Below are 15,172 nucleotides of genomic sequence, written 5' to 3' on the forward strand. Positions count from 1 at the left end.
TTTCCTAAGCCCTTTTTTGCTTTTTTGGAGTCATTGTTAAAATTTTATCCACAATATGATCAACCGTTAATCCAACTTCACGGAGAAGTTCCTTAACACTTCCATGTTCAATAAAGCGATCTGGAATTCCCATCCGCTGAATTACGGCATTATGATACCCTTTTTCTTGAGCAAATTCAAGAACGGCACTACCAAATCCACCTTGGAGAACAGCTTCTTCAATCGTTAAAATTGGGAGCTGCTGTTCCAAAATTTCAGTTAGTAAAGCTTCATCCATTGGTTTAATGAAACGAGCGTTGACGACCTTAACGGAAATGCCTTGCTTTTCTAATAAATGACTCGCTTCTAATGCCATTGGAATTGTCGTTCCGAATGTTAAAATAACCGCTTCATTTCCTTCTTTTAGCACATTCCATGAACCAATCGGAATTTCTTTCAACTGATCATCTAGCGGTACCCCATAGCCATTTCCGCGCGGAAAACGCATTGCAATAGGTCCATCATCATAGTTAAGCGCTGTATACACCATATGTTGTCCTTCATTTTCATCTTTGGGCATCATTAATACTATGTTTGGCAAATGGCGTAAAAAGGCGATATCAAATACCCCTTGATGCGTTTCTCCATCAGCTCCAACAAGGCCCGCGCGATCAATGCCAATAAAAACATTTAAATTTTGCCTGCAAATATCATGAACAACTTGATCGTACGCCCGTTGTAAAAACGTCGAATAAATGGCTAAATACGGTTTCATACCTTGAGTGGCAAGCCCAGCTGCCATCGTAGCCGCATGCTGTTCCGCAATACCGACGTCGTACATGCGGTCAGGAAACTCCTTTGCAAACTCTTCTAATTTTGAGCCAACAGGCATCGCTGGGGTAATGGCAACGATACGATCATCTTTTCGAGCGAGCTTTTGGACCGTGTCGCTTACTAATTTACTCCAAGCCGGTGGTGCGTTTACCGGTTTGATAATATCACCCGTTTCAATTTTATATGGACCGGTACCGTGCCATGTTCCACGTTTGTCATTTTCGGCTGGGTGATAACCTTTTCCTTTTTTTGTTAACACATGAAGAAGAACCGGGCCTTTTACTTTTTTGGCATATTGAATATTTTCAAGTAAATCTTCAAACGAATGGCCATCAACAGGTCCTAAATACGTAAATCCAAGTTCTTCGAAAAACATCCCCGATACGAGTAAGTATTTTAAGCTATCTTTTAACCTTTCCGCAGTGGATGCTAATTTACCACCGACAGCTGGTATTTTTTTAAGTAAATATTCGAGTTCATCTTTTACCCAATTATATTTTCCAGCTGTCCGGAGGCGTCCTAAAATATTGTGCAATGCTCCAACGTTAGGAGCTATAGACATTTCGTTATCATTTAAAATGACAATAATATCTTTTTTTTCATGACCAATATGGTTTAACGCTTCTAACGCCATACCTCCAGTAAGAGCACCGTCACCAATTACCGGAACGATATACGACTTTTCTTTCTTTAAGTCCCGGGCAATCGCCATCCCCATCGCCGCGGAAAGCGAGGTGGAACTGTGTCCCGTTTCCCATACGTCATGTTCGCTTTCCGACCGTTTCGGAAAGCCACAAAGTCCTTTATATTGGCGTAACGTATCGAAATCTTTTGCACGACCGGTTAATATTTTGTGGACATACGATTGATGTCCGACGTCCCAAATAATTTTGTCTTGAGGACTGTCAAAACATTTATGCAACGCAATCGTTAGCTCTACAACTCCTAAATTCGGTCCGATATGACCGCCCGTTTTCGATAATTTTTCAATTAAAAAATGGCGGATTTCTTCGCTTAATTGTTCTAATTGCTGGTTGGTCATTTTTTTTAAAAAAGAAGGGTTTTGAATTGACAATAAATCCACACGGATCACTCACTTTCGTTACTGAATATTTTTCCGTGATTTTTTTCGTTTTTTTTCTTTAATTATAACGATATGAAACTTATCCTCAAAAAATTGTAACAGTTTTCCTACTCGAAAAATAATCTCTTTGGAATAGCGGATGGCAAGCGTTTTCCCAAACGCTTTTCCACCAACAGTTAAGGAAGCAATGACGCTCGTAAAAAGTACATTAATAACGTATTCCGAAACGTTTGATCCGTTCTGTTGTAATTCCATAGCTAACTGAAAAATCACAATGGCAGTGGCTGTCCCACTAATAATTCCGGATATATCACCGATAACATCATTACAAAAGCTTGCGACTCGATCGGCGTTGCGAACAAGACGAATCGCATGCTTGGACCCGTAAATTTTTTTAGACGCCATCGCATGAAACGGTACTTCATCGGCAGCTGTCGCGGCGATGCCAATCATATCAAAAAAGATTCCAATAAACACAATAAGAAGGACAACCAACAAACCGGTCGTCCAATACACTCCGTTTAACACAATGTTGGATGTAATCGAAAAAAGAGCGGCCAAAATAAAAGTAATGAACGCTATACTAATCGCCCATTTAAAGGAAGTTTTTAATAATTCTTTCATATTATTTTTCGTCTCACCATCTTTAATTATGTATAAAAACACCTTAAATATAGAATAAGTCCGCTTTCTAAGCGGACATGTCTTTATCAAACTCTTACGGGATGGTCATATAAAGGGTAAAGTTTGCGGCTTAGGTCCAGTAGGATTTCCCAAATAGATACCGGGTGTCACCACCCTGGCGGTTTCCCTTTAAATCTATTTTAGCCGTGTCGCCATCGGCTAGACTGGATTGCCACTTAGTCCGCACTGTAATCCCCTTTATATGTCCGCCACATGGAACAGTCTAGGAGTTTTCCTCAACAACCTTTAACCAGTTCCTAGCCTCTTTTGCAAAGATGATTTCATATGGACGAAAAAGTACTTATCAATGGCCAACTGATAAATACTTTTATAACCATAATCCCCTCAATCTTCACTCAAGGCAGGCTACGCTGCTAGTGATCCCGTGATCAGATCACATCGCAGGTTCATACTCTAGTCCTTTCGGATCTAGAGCCTCCGCGGATGAAGGGTCAACGCCCACATGCCTTTGTGGATCGCCCTTCACCCTTACTCCCAGCTCCGACCCAAGGCTGGGCGCCCCAAGCCGGAACAAGGAACTTCATCGATGTGCCCTTTAGTGGATTTTTAGGCCCACCTTCAGAACTGGTAGGTTGACTAGAATACTGCACCATCCCTACTCATGTGTCCTAATTATAGCATAAAACAAATGTTCTTACAAATAGGAACACTATCAATGGTCACGGTTGCCAATCAACTCGGTAATTTCAAGTAGAATCGCTTGATCAATCGGAAGTTCTGCCAACAAATGTTTCGCAGAATGTAGATGATCAATTAACTTTTTGTTGGCTCCGTCTAGCGTTAAAAGGGATGGATATGTACTTTTTTGTTTTTGGACATCACTATTAATTGGTTTCCCTAGTTTTTCAGCTTCGCCTTCAATATCTAATATATCATCACGAATTTGAAAAGCGATTCCAATATCGAACGCAAATTGTTCGAATTTCGGTAATAAGTTCTCGTCTGCTCCAGCAATTAGCGCCCCTGCGATGACTGAAAAAGCAAGGAGTTTTCCTGTTTTATGAAGGTGAATATACTCCAATTCTTGCAAAGTCAGTTGCTTTTGTTCTCCTTGTAAATCGGCAACTTGACCACCGACCATTCCTTCAGGACCAGCCGCTTTTGCTAAATGGGAAATGAGTTGGACACGAGTTATTGGCTCTAGCTCATTAATATCAGCTAGATGCTGAAACGTATACGTTAATAACGCATCACCCGCTAAAATGGCAAACGCTTCACCAAATACTTTATGATTTGTCGGTTTTCCGCGCCGTAAATCATCGTCATCCATACTTGGCAAATCATCATGAATTAATGAATACGTATGTAACATCTCGACAGCACTAGCTACTTTAAGGCCGATTGACGGGTCTTTTCCACAAGCTTCTATAGTTGCAAGTAAAAGAATGGGGCGAATCCGCTTCCCCCCTGCTTGTAACGAGTATAACATTGCCTCTTTTAATATCGATGGAGCTTGTAACTGGTTGATGGATTGTTCTAACTCTTGTTCAATCAATGGTTTATATGTGCTCATAAAGGATTGTAGATTTTGTTCGCTCACTGTTGGTCCTCCTCGTCCACTGTAAAGTCCTTTAACGTACCGTCTTCGGTAAGGACTTTCGCTAACTGCTCTTCCACATGTTTTAATTTTTTGTTACATAATTGGGATAACTCGATTCCCTTTTGAAAAATCGAAAGCGCCTCTTCTAACGGAACATCCCCTTTTTCTAGCTGATTGACGATCTGTTCAAGTTCCTCCATCGCCTCTTCAAACGTTTTTTTGTTGCTCATCGAAATCCCTTCCTTTCGTTGATTGTACCGTACATTCAATTTGTCCATCAGTTACCCGAATGGTGACTTGATCTCCTTTGGCAACATCTTTTATTCGCTTCACAATCGCTTGTTCTTTGTTATACACCACGCTGTAGCCTCTATTCATAATTTTCAGTGGGCTTAGAGCATCAAGTGTAGCTACCTGCTTTTGAAATAATTGTTTTTGATGTGTGAGAATAGATACCATGTTTTTGATTAACCATTTTTGATGTTGACTTATTTCTCTTTTCGCATGCATGATTTTCATTTGCGGATGCTGGTATCTTAGCCGATCGGTCATTTTCTCCCATTGGAGACGATGATCTTTTATTAATTGTTTCGTTTCCCGAATTAAACGTTCTTGTGTATAATCCAACCGTTCCATAAAGGGTAGAAACATTTTATATGGTTGTTGAAACACAAAAGAAGATTTCACCTTCTCAAGGCGATGAGTTCCTTGAATCACTCGTTCCCGCATTGCTTTTAAGAGACGATTTGTCTGCACATTAATTTTATCCATCAGCTCATCAAGATTCGGAACCGCTAATTCTGCTGCCCCAGTTGGTGTAGGTGCCCGTAAATCTGCGACGTAATCTGCAATGGTGAAATCCGTCTCATGCCCTACAGCTGAAATAATTGGGATGGTTGATTCAGCAATCGCTCGAGCGACTATTTCTTCGTTAAAAGCCCAAAGTTCTTCGATGGAACCACCTCCCCTGCCAACGATGAGAACATCTATTGGAAATTCATTCGCTCGCCGAATAGCTTCGACGATAGAAGGTGCTGCCCGTTCTCCTTGTACGAGAGCAGGAAAAATGGTCACTTTTGCAATAGGGTATCTTCTTTTGATCGTTGTCAATATATCCCGAATGGCCGCTCCGGTAGGGGAGGTAATCACTCCGATAGATTCAGGATAGGATGGTATTTTCTTTTTACGCTCTGGGGCAAACAATCCTTCTTTTTGGAGTTTTTCCTTTAATTGTTCAAAGGCAACAAACAATTCTCCTACACCATCAGGTTGCATCTCTTTTACATAAATTTGATATTGTCCACCTTGTTCGTACACCGTAATATCTCCTGTAATTAACACGTTCATGCCATTTTCCGGTTCGAATTTTAATTTTCTATTAAACGCAGAAAACATCACGGCTAAAATTCGTGCTTTATCGTCCTTTAAAGTGAAATACATGTGTCCGCTCGAATGACGTTTAAAATTAGATATTTCACCTTTAATATACACGTTTGTTAAATGTGGATCGGCATCAAATTTTCGTTTGATGTATTTAGTAATTGCACTTACCGTTAAATAGATTGGATTATTCATGACCGCTCCCCTTTTCCCTTCTAGCACACGAGCAATCTTTACATCTATCAGAACTCATTACAGTACTTTTATTGTACATGGAATTTGTTCGCTTGCCTAATGAAAATCTCCTGTAAACATAAAAAAGCTGCCCATCCTTAAAGGGATGACAGCTTACGTTACATTTATACGTGAAGAAGTCTCTTCGCCGATTTTAACGTATTATACATGAGCATTGTAATCGTCATCGGCCCAACACCACCTGGTACCGGTGTTATGTAGGAAGCTTTTTGAGCAACTTGTTCAAAATCAACATCCCCACAAAGCTTTCCGTTTTCATCACGATTCATTCCTACATCGATCACAACGGCACCTTTTTTAACATCTTCTGCAGTAATCAATTTCGCTTTTCCAACTGCACTTACTAAAATGTCAGCTTGTCTTGTGATCTCAGATAAGTTTTTTGTTCGTGAATGGCAACATGTAACGGTTGCGTGTTCTTGAATAAACAATTGAACAGCTGGCTTTCCGACAATATTGCTTCGTCCAATAACAACCACATGTTTTCCTTCAATAGAGATGTTTTCGTGCTTTAACAGTTGAATCACACCATACGGGGTGCATGGTAAAAAGGCATCTTGTCCAATGACCATATTGCCTACATTTATAGGATGAAAGCCATCAACATCCTTATCTGGTGAAATCGTTTCAATAACCTTTTCCTCACGAATGTGATTTGGCAGTGGTAATTGAACGAGTATCCCGTGAATCGATTCATCTTGATTTAATTCTCGAATTTTCGTTAATAATTCATTCTCCGTAATTGTATCTGGATATTCAATTAAGACAGAGTGCATCCCCAACTCGACACACGTTTTTCGTTTCATTGTTACATACGTTTTCGAAGCTTGATCATTACCAACTAATATAACTGCTAATCCAGGTGTTATTCCTTTTGTCTTTAACTGAGCGACTTCGTCACAAATTTGTTCCCTCATTTTACTCGCAATTTGTTTTCCATCAATTAACTTTGCCGTCATGTTCGATGCCCCCCTGTTTAAACAATTAATTGGAATGAATCGTTTCTTTTACTTTAGATAAAACACCATTTACAAATTTATTTGAGCGCTCGTCACCAAATATTTTCGCAAGCTCGACCGCTTCGTTAATACTTACATTAACCGGAACGTCTTCGATATACTTCATTTCATAAACCGCTAATCGTAATATATTCCGATCAACTTTCGCTAAACGATCAAACGACCATTTTTCTAAATGTTGCTTAATGACTTCATCAATTTCTTGTAAATGATTGACCGTTCCAAATAAAAGCTGTTTTAAATATTCGTCTGCTTTTTCCTTTTGGATGACGTTTTGTAACGCTTCTTCTGCATTTACTTGTCCCACATCTACTTGAAACAACGCTTGCAGAGCTTTTTCCCTAGCTACTCTTCTTTTCATCTTCCGTACTCCTTTATGCAATTTTGTCGAAACACGAATATACGTTGATAATAACATAATTTTCGTTCGGTTTACACACCGATAAACGAAAAATTTATAAAATTCAGCGAGAGAAACATTCGTAATTTTCGGTTATTTTTGATTCTGTCTAAACATAATGTTCGGTTTTTCCATTCACCATTCAAGGGGGGCTAAAAAGCGAAATGGAAAAACCAAAGGCCCAAAAAGCCTTTGGTTCTATGTTTACTCTACTTCATCTTGCAAATCATTTTCTTTCGGCTGATCGAAATGAACTCCTACTACGTGGACATTCACTTCATCTACTTCAAGTGCCGTCATATTTATTAACGCTTGACGAATATTGTCTTGAATTTGCTGAGCCACATGTGGAATGGATACTCCAAACTTCATGATACAATAAACATCTACTTTAATTCCATCATCAGAAAGTTCTACTTTAATGCCTTTCCCGTGGTTTTTCTTTCCAAGACGTTCGACAACGCCTGCTGCGAAATTACCGCGCATTTGGGAAACGCCATCTACTTCTGCTGCCGCAATTCCTGCAATCACTTCGATGACTTCAGGAGCAATTTCAATCTTTCCAAGTTCATTACTTTCTTGGTTAACATCAATAATATTTAAATGTTCGCTCATGTCTTACACCACCTTCCCTTTATGATTTCATAATATCATACTTTTCCAAGAACTTTGTATTAAAGTCCCCTTCAACAAATTTTTCATGTTCTAACAATTTTAAATGGAAAGGAATGGTTGTATGGACGCCGTCAATAACAAATTCACTCAACGCCCGTTTCATACGAGCAATAGCTTCTTCCCTAGTTGCTCCGTATGAGATAACTTTGGCAATCATGGAATCATAATACGGAGGAATAGTATATCCTGGATATGCCGCGGAGTCAACACGTACACCGAGTCCACCTGGCGGTAAGTACATATTAATTTTCCCCGGAGATGGCATAAAGGTTTTCTCGGGATTTTCGGCATTGATCCGACATTCAATTGACCATCCAGTAAATGTTACTTCTTCTTGTTTCAGAGATAATTTTTCACCTGAAGCAATACGAATTTGTTCTTTAATTAAATCGACGCCCGTTACCATTTCCGTCACTGGATGTTCCACTTGAATGCGCGTATTCATTTCCATGAAATAAAATTTTCGATTATGATGGTCATATATAAATTCTACGGTTCCAGCTCCAGAATAATTCACGGCTTTTGCTGCTTTAACGGCCGCTTCTCCCATTTGGGCCCGCATTTCTCCATCCAATGCTGGGGAAGGTGTTTCTTCTAAAAGCTTTTGGAGACGACGTTGAATCGAACAGTCTCGTTCACCTAGATGAATGACATTTCCATAATTATCGGCTAGCACTTGAATTTCGACGTGTCGGAAATCTTCAATGTATTTTTCTAAATATACGCCTGGATTACCAAAGGCTGTAGCTGCTTCTTGTTGTGTAATATTGATGCCTTTAATTAATTCTTGTTCATTACGTGCTACACGAATACCTTTTCCGCCTCCACCAGCTGTTGCTTTAATAATCACTGGAAAGCCAATTTCTTTCGCAATACGTAATCCTTCATCGGCATCTTTTACGATTCCTTGCGATCCTGGAACAATCGGAACACCTGCAGCTCGCATCGTTTCACGTGCTACATCTTTTGTCCCCATTTTTGAAATTGCATCGGCACTTGGTCCAACAAAAGTAATATTACACTCTTTACATAGTTCAGCAAAATCAGCATTTTCAGCTAAAAATCCGTAGCCTGGGTGAATGGCATCACAGCCTGTTAATTTTGCTACACTAATAATGTTTGTAAAGTTTAAGTAACTATCTTTCGAAGCGGTTGGCCCGATACAGTACGCTTCATCCGCTAATTGAACATGAAGCGCTTCTTTATCAGCTTCCGAGTAAACGGCTACCGTTTCAATATCTAATTCTCGGCACGCACGAATCACTCGGACCGCAATTTCTCCTCGATTGGCGATTAGTAATTTTTTTATCATCTAAAAATCTCTCCTTATTCTGGCTTCACCAAGAATAATGGTTGTCCATACTCAACAAGTTGACCGTCTTTTACTAACACTTCGACGATTTCCCCGTCGACTTCTGCTTCGATTTCGTTGAACAGTTTCATCGCTTCGACAATACATACAACGGTATCTTTTGTAACTTTTGAACCTACTTTTACGTAAGGATCCGCATCAGGGGCTGGCGCTTGATAGAATGTTCCAACCATTGGAGATGTAATCTTATGTAAATTTGTATCTTCAACAGATGGTTTCTGTTCTTCTTTCACTTCCGCAACAGTTGGTTCCTTATGTTCAACAGGAGCAGGTTGTGGTTGAACATGAGCTGGTTGTTGGACTGGTTGTGGCACAACCGGTGCTAGTACGGCTTGTGTTGGTGCCTGTTCAACCATTGTCACTCCTGAGCGTTTTTTCATTTTTATTTTTGCATCACCATTTTCATAAACAAACTCATCAATGCTAGATTGATCTACAAGCTTAATGAGTTCGCGAATTTCTTGTACTTTCATTAATAGACACCCCTTAGAATTTTTATGACTAACTACTAATATCATACGATAATAGCTCATCAAAATTCAATATACCATTATATCCGTATACTGAAAGCTCTTATACTTTAATTTTAATACTCAATGTATGGAATGGAAATGATAAAAACAATTTTTTTCAGAATATAATAAAGTGTTTTACATTTTTATCATCTATCATCAGTTTTCCGACCTTCAGCTGAATAAAAAAACGCTCGTTCTATGATAGAACGAGCCTTCTGTTTTATTCGGCTGATTGGAATTGAACAGATGCCACTTGTAAGTTTCCAAGCTCTGATTGAACAAGTCGTAAAATTTCGTTTGCTGCTTCCTTAGAGCTCTCTTTCGCTTTGACCGTAATATGCACTTTATTACCTTCCACTCGAACGAGTGCATCCTCATAATTCATTGATTTAATTAATGTTTCTAAAATTAATTCCTTTTGAGCCATTTCATTTAGTTGTTGCATTTGCTCATATGCTTTATTTTTTTCTTCAGCAGATACGTCATCTGAGGCGACAATCATGGTCAATTCTTCACGTAATTCGTTGCGTTTGTCTTGTAAGTCTAAGCGAAGGGCTTCAAACACTTCATCCCCGGCCGCATTTGTAATGACCTCAGCATCTTGATCGGAAACATCTGTTACGTCAGAAGATGGATCATCTGAAACTGTCGTCATATTGGATTGTGGATTAGGTGTCGTAATGTAATAAACAGACAAGACGACTACAAGACTTAACATTGTTAATAACCATACCGTTTGCTTCTTTAATAACATTAAGATTCCTCCTTCGATTTTTTAGGCATGACCGACACTCGATGGCTCGGTACATCTAACACTCGGGTTACTGCTTCAATTATCCATTTTTTCACCTGGATATTATCCGCCCCTTTCGCAACTACGAGAACGCCACGAATTGACGGCTTTTTCGTTTCGAGAACAATCGGGACTTCTTTGTCTCCTTCTTGTATGAAAACCATTTGCTCGTCCGTTGTGGATTCACGAATGTTTCTTGTCCCCCCTTCTCGATCGGCCTCTTTTGTTTCTTTTTCTTGTTTGGATACATTTTTCTCAAAGATTTTTTTCTCGGAAGCGTCGATATTAACGACTACGGTGACGTCATCGACCCCGATGATTTGTTCTAGAGCTTCTTTTAGTTCCGATTCATAATGTTGTTCGTAATCGCGAATCGTTTTTGCTTCATCCGAAGATTTATTTACAAAAACTTCTATCTCTCCCGCTCCTGATTCGGGAGATACCGAATCCGTAGGGGCTCGTTCCACATTTGCAGTAAATAATTCATTAAAGAGAAACAGCCCGATACCAAACAAAAAAATCATAAGTAAATAAGGAAGCTTCGAACCACCTTTTGACTTCTCATCCGATTGGAACAAAAGTTTTTTGAGCCAAGGAATCGGCCCTTTTTGCTCTCCCATTCTGGTCTTATTCCCCTCCTTTTACTACAACGTGAATTATGTCTTTTGGTACATCTAAGTAGTCGGACAAGAAGGATTGGATTTCCATTGCTTCGGTTTTCGCAACTTCGTTTTCTAACGGTCTTTCTGTATTTATTTCGACTATTTCGATTGTCGAGGCTGCTTGCGATTCGTTGGCTTTCTGAAGTTGAATGGAAATCATTTCCCATTGATTAAGCTGGGTAGGGTCGTCTGATTTTGGAATAACTTCAATGGACGATATCGTTACCTCAAACCGCTCCATCAACTCCTTCTCTACAGACTTTTGTAATTGGACAGCCATCTGTTCTAAAATATATGCACGTTGCGTGGCATCTATTTCTTTTTTCTTTAATTCAATTAATTTTTCCATCTCTTTTTCACTCGTCATATACTCCCAATTAATCTCTCGAAGTATACTCTCCACGTTAAAGTCTTCGGAAAAAAACTTCATGAGCGGATGAATGATAATAATAATTAAAAGCAATCCTACAACAAATTTTGCGTATTTTTTCATGTTTGAGTTTGGAAGGAGCATGTCCACAACAATCGCTAAAAATAGAAACAAAATAATGTTCGTAATCCAGGCACTAAAATAATTCACCTTCCTCACTCCTTATCGAACCATTAACGTGATATTTCCGGATGCGATTAAAATGGTTAAGCTTAAAAAAAACATAAATGAGACGATAGCTAAGGAGGCAAAAACATAGATGACGCTTTTACTAATAATATCGAGACATTGAATAACTGGACCACCACCAACTGGTTGCAATAAAGCTGCTGTTACTTTATAAATCAAGGCGATCATTAATATTTTGATAGCTGGAAAAGCCGCGAGTAGTAATAATATGACTACACCAGCAATACCGACTGTATTTTTTAAAAGAACCGAGGCATTAATGACCGTATCAGCTGCATCCGTAAACATCCGACCGATCACGGGCACAAAATTTCCGGTAACAAATTTCATTGTTCGAATGGCAATCCCATCGCTAACAGCTGTCGTTACACCTTGCACCGAGATAACGCTTAAAAACACCGTCATAAAAATGCCTAACAATCCGATGCTCCAATTACGTAATAAACTCGCTAACTGTGTTACTTTGTACTGGTCGTTCAATGTACTTACTACGCTTAACAGAGTAGAGAAAAAAAGTAAAGGCAACACGATAAATTGGATAAACAAACCGCTCACGTTCATGAGGAAAATGATGACAGGATGAAAAAAAGATGCGGATACAATTCCCCCTGAAGACACGATTAAGGCTAATAAAAGAGGGATTAACGCTAAAATGAAATGAATCATTTGATTAATGGCGTCCATCGAATATTCGACCGCAACGTGAAAGCTATTTAACGCAATAATAATGAGCACCATAAACACAATCGCGTACGCCGTTTTACTCACAGAACCTTGCTCAAACGAACTCTGTAAAGTTTGTAAAAAGACGCTAAAAATTGTTAACATAATGAGCATTCCAAGTAATTTACCATTCATTAACAGCTCTTGAAAGACGTAGTGGAGAATGCCGATGGTCCATTCTTTTAATGAAAACTTCTTTTCTCCTTTAAGAAAATCAACTAAACTTCCTTTTTGACTTTCTGGCAAAAATCCACCGTACTCCTCCATAATTTCCTGCCAATATTTCTGAAGTTCATCTAATTCAAGCTCGTCCACTTGTTGAGTCACTAACTCGGATGGAGAAGCAGGAGGTGAAGAATCACTCTTGGCATCAACGGGAGCTGAGGAAAGGTACAAGCATATCCATAAAACGATTATGACTCGATACCTTTGTCGCAACATTCCCACCTCTTTTCGTTCTACCATTATTTCGGCATCATTTGAATGATCGTTTCGATTAAAACGGTCATAATCGGGACGGCCATAGCCATGATAATGATTTTTCCTGCTAATTCCACTTTCGCTGCAATTGCTCCTTGACCCGCATCTTTGGTGATATGGGAGGCAAATTCAGCAATGTACGCAATTCCAATAATTTTTAAAATCGTTTCTACGTACACAAGATTCAAATTTGCACTTGTCGCAAGCTGCTCCACCATTCGAATAATTTCATATATTTGGTCCACTAAGTACAAAAAAATGGAACAACCTACGAAAACGATCAGTAAAAACGCATAATTCGGTTTTTGTTCTTTAATAATTAAAGCTAAAAACGTGGCCACAAGCGCAATTCCTACAATTTGAATAATCTCAACCATTACATCCCCCTATCACTGGAATAAAAATACTGATTTAATTTTTTGAAACAAGTCATCAACAATCGAGGCAACCATAAACAAAATGTATATAAAACCAAATAACGTCACCCATTGGGCATATTCTTTTTTTCCTACTTGATCTAAAATCGTATGCAAAAAAGCCACTACAATTCCTACACCGGCAATTTTAAAAATCACATCGACCTCTATTCCCACTTCCAACGCCTCCCTTGGTTACATCAATAAAATGATAAGTAAAAGCCCCGCTAAAAACCCTAAGCTCTTGACCATTTTTTCATATCGCTGCTGCTTTTCTCGAGCTTCTTCTTCCTCCCGATCTAAATGCGATAAAGTTAATAAAATTTGTTTTTGTTGCGCCATAGTATCGTGCTTTCCTAAATTTTCACCGAATTGAAGTAAAATTTCGTATTCCGTTTCTTTAAATGGCGTCCATTTCCATATTTCATTCAAACTTTCTTCCCAGGCATTTTTGACGGTCGTTTCTGTCGTTGTTAACTTTTTAGAGAACGACTCAAAAAACCAAGTGAGTGGCTTCGGAAGTTGTTTGGCTAATTTTCTCGCCGCTTCATGGAGCGGTGTATGGCCGTACATAATTTCAGCTTCTAATGTTTGTAAGGCAGTTTTTAATAATCGTAGCTGCCGCGTCCGTTCGCTAAAATGCTTTGACGATTCAAACCCTGCCCAAGTAGTCGCGAATAAAATAAAAGCAGCGCCGATGAGCTTTATCATTTACGTCACACTCACTTTTCGATCAAGATATTCACCATTTTCACCGCGAATATGAGCAACACTTCCCGGTCCCTTTTGTCTATTTAATTCAATAAATCGTTGAAAACGCTGCTCTTTTAATATTTGCTGAAGAATCGGGCGTTTTTGTATATCTTCCAAATTTTTTCCATGAGTTGTCGTCAGAAGCGTAATTCCCGCATTCATCGCTTCCATAATGGCCTTCCCGTCTTCCTCACGTCCGATTTCATCGACAATTAAAACATCTGGACTCATAGAACGAATCATCATCATCATTCCTTCCGCTTTAGGACAGCCATCAAGCACGTCCACCCGATAGCCGAAATCTAGTTGGGGAATCCCGCGTAAACAGCCCGCAATTTCTGACCGTTCATCCACAATCCCTACTTTCATAGCGGGAATACCAAATGGTTCATACCCTGATGAAATGATCCGTGCTAAATCGCGGAGGAGTGTCGTTTTTCCCGTCTGTGGTGACCCAATGATCATCGTATGCCGCCAAGTGCCATCAAACAAAAACGGGATGAGCGGTTCTCCTACTCCAATTTTCTGGCGAGCAATACGAATATTGAATGAGGATAGTTGTCGTAGTCCTTTGACCATTCCTTGTTCTAAAACGACTTTCCCTGCTAACCCTACTCTATGACCACCTTCAATGGTGATATACCCTCGTTTTAATTCTTCTTCTAACGTATAAAACGAATGATTCGAAAGCCGATTGATCAAATGCTCTGCATCTTCTTCCGTAAAGGTATATGGAAGAAAATATGGATTCCCTCTCGTACAAACTTCAACAGGACGAAAGGTCCGCAAACGAATTTCTTCCATTTCTTCTACGATGGTCGGGGGTAGGCGGCGAACAACCTCTGCGACTTTTTTTGGTAACATTGAGAATACACTTTCCATGCGAACACCTCTCCTTTAGTACAGGCCTCCCGTTAGTTAAATGTATTCACGAACTTGTTCAATATGACCAAATGACACGACCATAA

The 15,172-nt window shown here is 39.4% G+C and carries 18 protein-coding genes; all 18 read right to left on the reverse strand.

Translation table 11 applies throughout. From position 1 onward, the window contains the following. Nucleotides 1-4: 4 nt before the first annotated feature. The 18 genes from H0Z31_04690 to spoIIIAA all read right to left on the reverse strand — a co-directional run bounded on the left by H0Z31_04690 (nt 5) and on the right by spoIIIAA (nt 15,086). Nucleotides 5-1,897, reverse strand: a complete 1,893-nt coding sequence (locus tag H0Z31_04690; protein ID MBO8176740.1) for a 1-deoxy-D-xylulose-5-phosphate synthase — start codon at nt 1,895-1,897, stop codon at nt 5-7. An 18-nt stretch (nt 1,898-1,915) separates the two neighbouring features. Next, nucleotides 1,916-2,521 (reverse strand): hypothetical protein, encoded by a 606-nt coding sequence (locus H0Z31_04695; GenBank protein ID MBO8176741.1) that lies wholly within the window; start codon nt 2,519-2,521, stop codon nt 1,916-1,918. A gap of 733 nt (nt 2,522-3,254) precedes the next feature. Further along, the gene (locus H0Z31_04700; protein ID MBO8176742.1) at nt 3,255-4,115 is read right to left on the reverse strand and encodes a polyprenyl synthetase family protein; all 861 of its coding nucleotides are present in this window, start codon (nt 4,113-4,115) and stop codon (nt 3,255-3,257) included. Nucleotides 4,116-4,138: 23 nt separating this feature from the next. Then, complete coding sequence (locus tag H0Z31_04705) at nt 4,139-4,372, reverse strand: exodeoxyribonuclease VII small subunit (protein ID MBO8176743.1); 234 nt, start codon at nt 4,370-4,372, stop codon at nt 4,139-4,141. After that, nucleotides 4,350-5,717: an exodeoxyribonuclease VII large subunit gene (locus H0Z31_04710; protein ID MBO8176744.1), complete on the reverse strand. Its 1,368-nt coding sequence runs from the start codon at nt 5,715-5,717 to the stop codon at nt 4,350-4,352. The genes H0Z31_04705 and H0Z31_04710 overlap by 23 nt, the downstream gene beginning before the upstream one ends. Before the next feature lie 164 nt (nt 5,718-5,881). Beyond that, entirely contained in the window at nt 5,882-6,736 is an 855-nt protein-coding gene (gene folD, locus H0Z31_04715) for a bifunctional methylenetetrahydrofolate dehydrogenase/methenyltetrahydrofolate cyclohydrolase FolD (protein MBO8176745.1), read from the reverse strand. Nucleotides 6,737-6,761: 25 nt separating this feature from the next. After that, complete coding sequence (gene nusB / locus H0Z31_04720) at nt 6,762-7,157, reverse strand: transcription antitermination factor NusB (GenBank protein ID MBO8176746.1); 396 nt, start codon at nt 7,155-7,157, stop codon at nt 6,762-6,764. Nucleotides 7,158-7,400: 243 nt separating this feature from the next. Then, nucleotides 7,401-7,811, reverse strand: coding sequence for an Asp23/Gls24 family envelope stress response protein (locus tag H0Z31_04725; GenBank protein ID MBO8176747.1), 411 nt, complete (start codon nt 7,809-7,811; stop codon nt 7,401-7,403). A 19-nt stretch (nt 7,812-7,830) separates the two neighbouring features. Beyond that, nucleotides 7,831-9,183, reverse strand: a complete 1,353-nt coding sequence (accC, locus tag H0Z31_04730; GenBank protein ID MBO8176748.1) for an acetyl-CoA carboxylase biotin carboxylase subunit — start codon at nt 9,181-9,183, stop codon at nt 7,831-7,833. A 14-nt stretch (nt 9,184-9,197) separates the two neighbouring features. Continuing rightward, nucleotides 9,198-9,716, reverse strand: coding sequence for an acetyl-CoA carboxylase biotin carboxyl carrier protein (accB, locus tag H0Z31_04735; GenBank protein ID MBO8176749.1), 519 nt, complete (start codon nt 9,714-9,716; stop codon nt 9,198-9,200). Between the two features lie 262 nt (nt 9,717-9,978). Beyond that, a complete protein-coding gene (locus H0Z31_04740; protein MBO8176750.1) occupies nt 9,979-10,512 on the reverse strand; it encodes a SpoIIIAH-like family protein in 534 nt (177 codons plus the stop codon). Continuing rightward, nucleotides 10,512-11,171, reverse strand: coding sequence for a stage III sporulation protein AG (gene spoIIIAG, locus H0Z31_04745; protein ID MBO8176751.1), 660 nt, complete (start codon nt 11,169-11,171; stop codon nt 10,512-10,514). Before spoIIIAG ends, H0Z31_04740 begins: the two co-directional genes overlap by 1 nt. Before the next feature lie 7 nt (nt 11,172-11,178). Then, the gene (gene spoIIIAF, locus H0Z31_04750; protein MBO8176752.1) at nt 11,179-11,793 is read right to left on the reverse strand and encodes a stage III sporulation protein AF; all 615 of its coding nucleotides are present in this window, start codon (nt 11,791-11,793) and stop codon (nt 11,179-11,181) included. A 12-nt stretch (nt 11,794-11,805) separates the two neighbouring features. After that, on the reverse strand, nt 11,806-12,996 hold the full coding sequence (gene spoIIIAE / locus H0Z31_04755; GenBank protein ID MBO8176753.1) for a stage III sporulation protein AE: 1,191 nt from the start codon (nt 12,994-12,996) through the stop codon (nt 11,806-11,808). Nucleotides 12,997-13,019: 23 nt separating this feature from the next. Next, entirely contained in the window at nt 13,020-13,412 is a 393-nt protein-coding gene (gene spoIIIAD / locus H0Z31_04760; GenBank protein MBO8176754.1) for a stage III sporulation protein AD, read from the reverse strand. Between the two features lie 12 nt (nt 13,413-13,424). Then, nucleotides 13,425-13,628, reverse strand: a complete 204-nt coding sequence (gene spoIIIAC, locus H0Z31_04765; GenBank protein MBO8176755.1) for a stage III sporulation protein AC — start codon at nt 13,626-13,628, stop codon at nt 13,425-13,427. Nucleotides 13,629-13,646: 18 nt separating this feature from the next. Next, nucleotides 13,647-14,162, reverse strand: coding sequence for a stage III sporulation protein SpoAB (locus H0Z31_04770; GenBank protein ID MBO8176756.1), 516 nt, complete (start codon nt 14,160-14,162; stop codon nt 13,647-13,649). After that, a complete protein-coding gene (gene spoIIIAA, locus H0Z31_04775; GenBank protein MBO8176757.1) occupies nt 14,163-15,086 on the reverse strand; it encodes a stage III sporulation protein AA in 924 nt (307 codons plus the stop codon). Between the last annotated feature and the right edge of the window lie 86 nt (nt 15,087-15,172).

The organism is Bacillus sp. (in: firmicutes) (assembly GCA_017656295.1).
In the GTDB taxonomy this organism is placed as follows: Bacteria; Bacillota; Bacilli; order Bacillales; family JACDOC01; genus JACDOC01.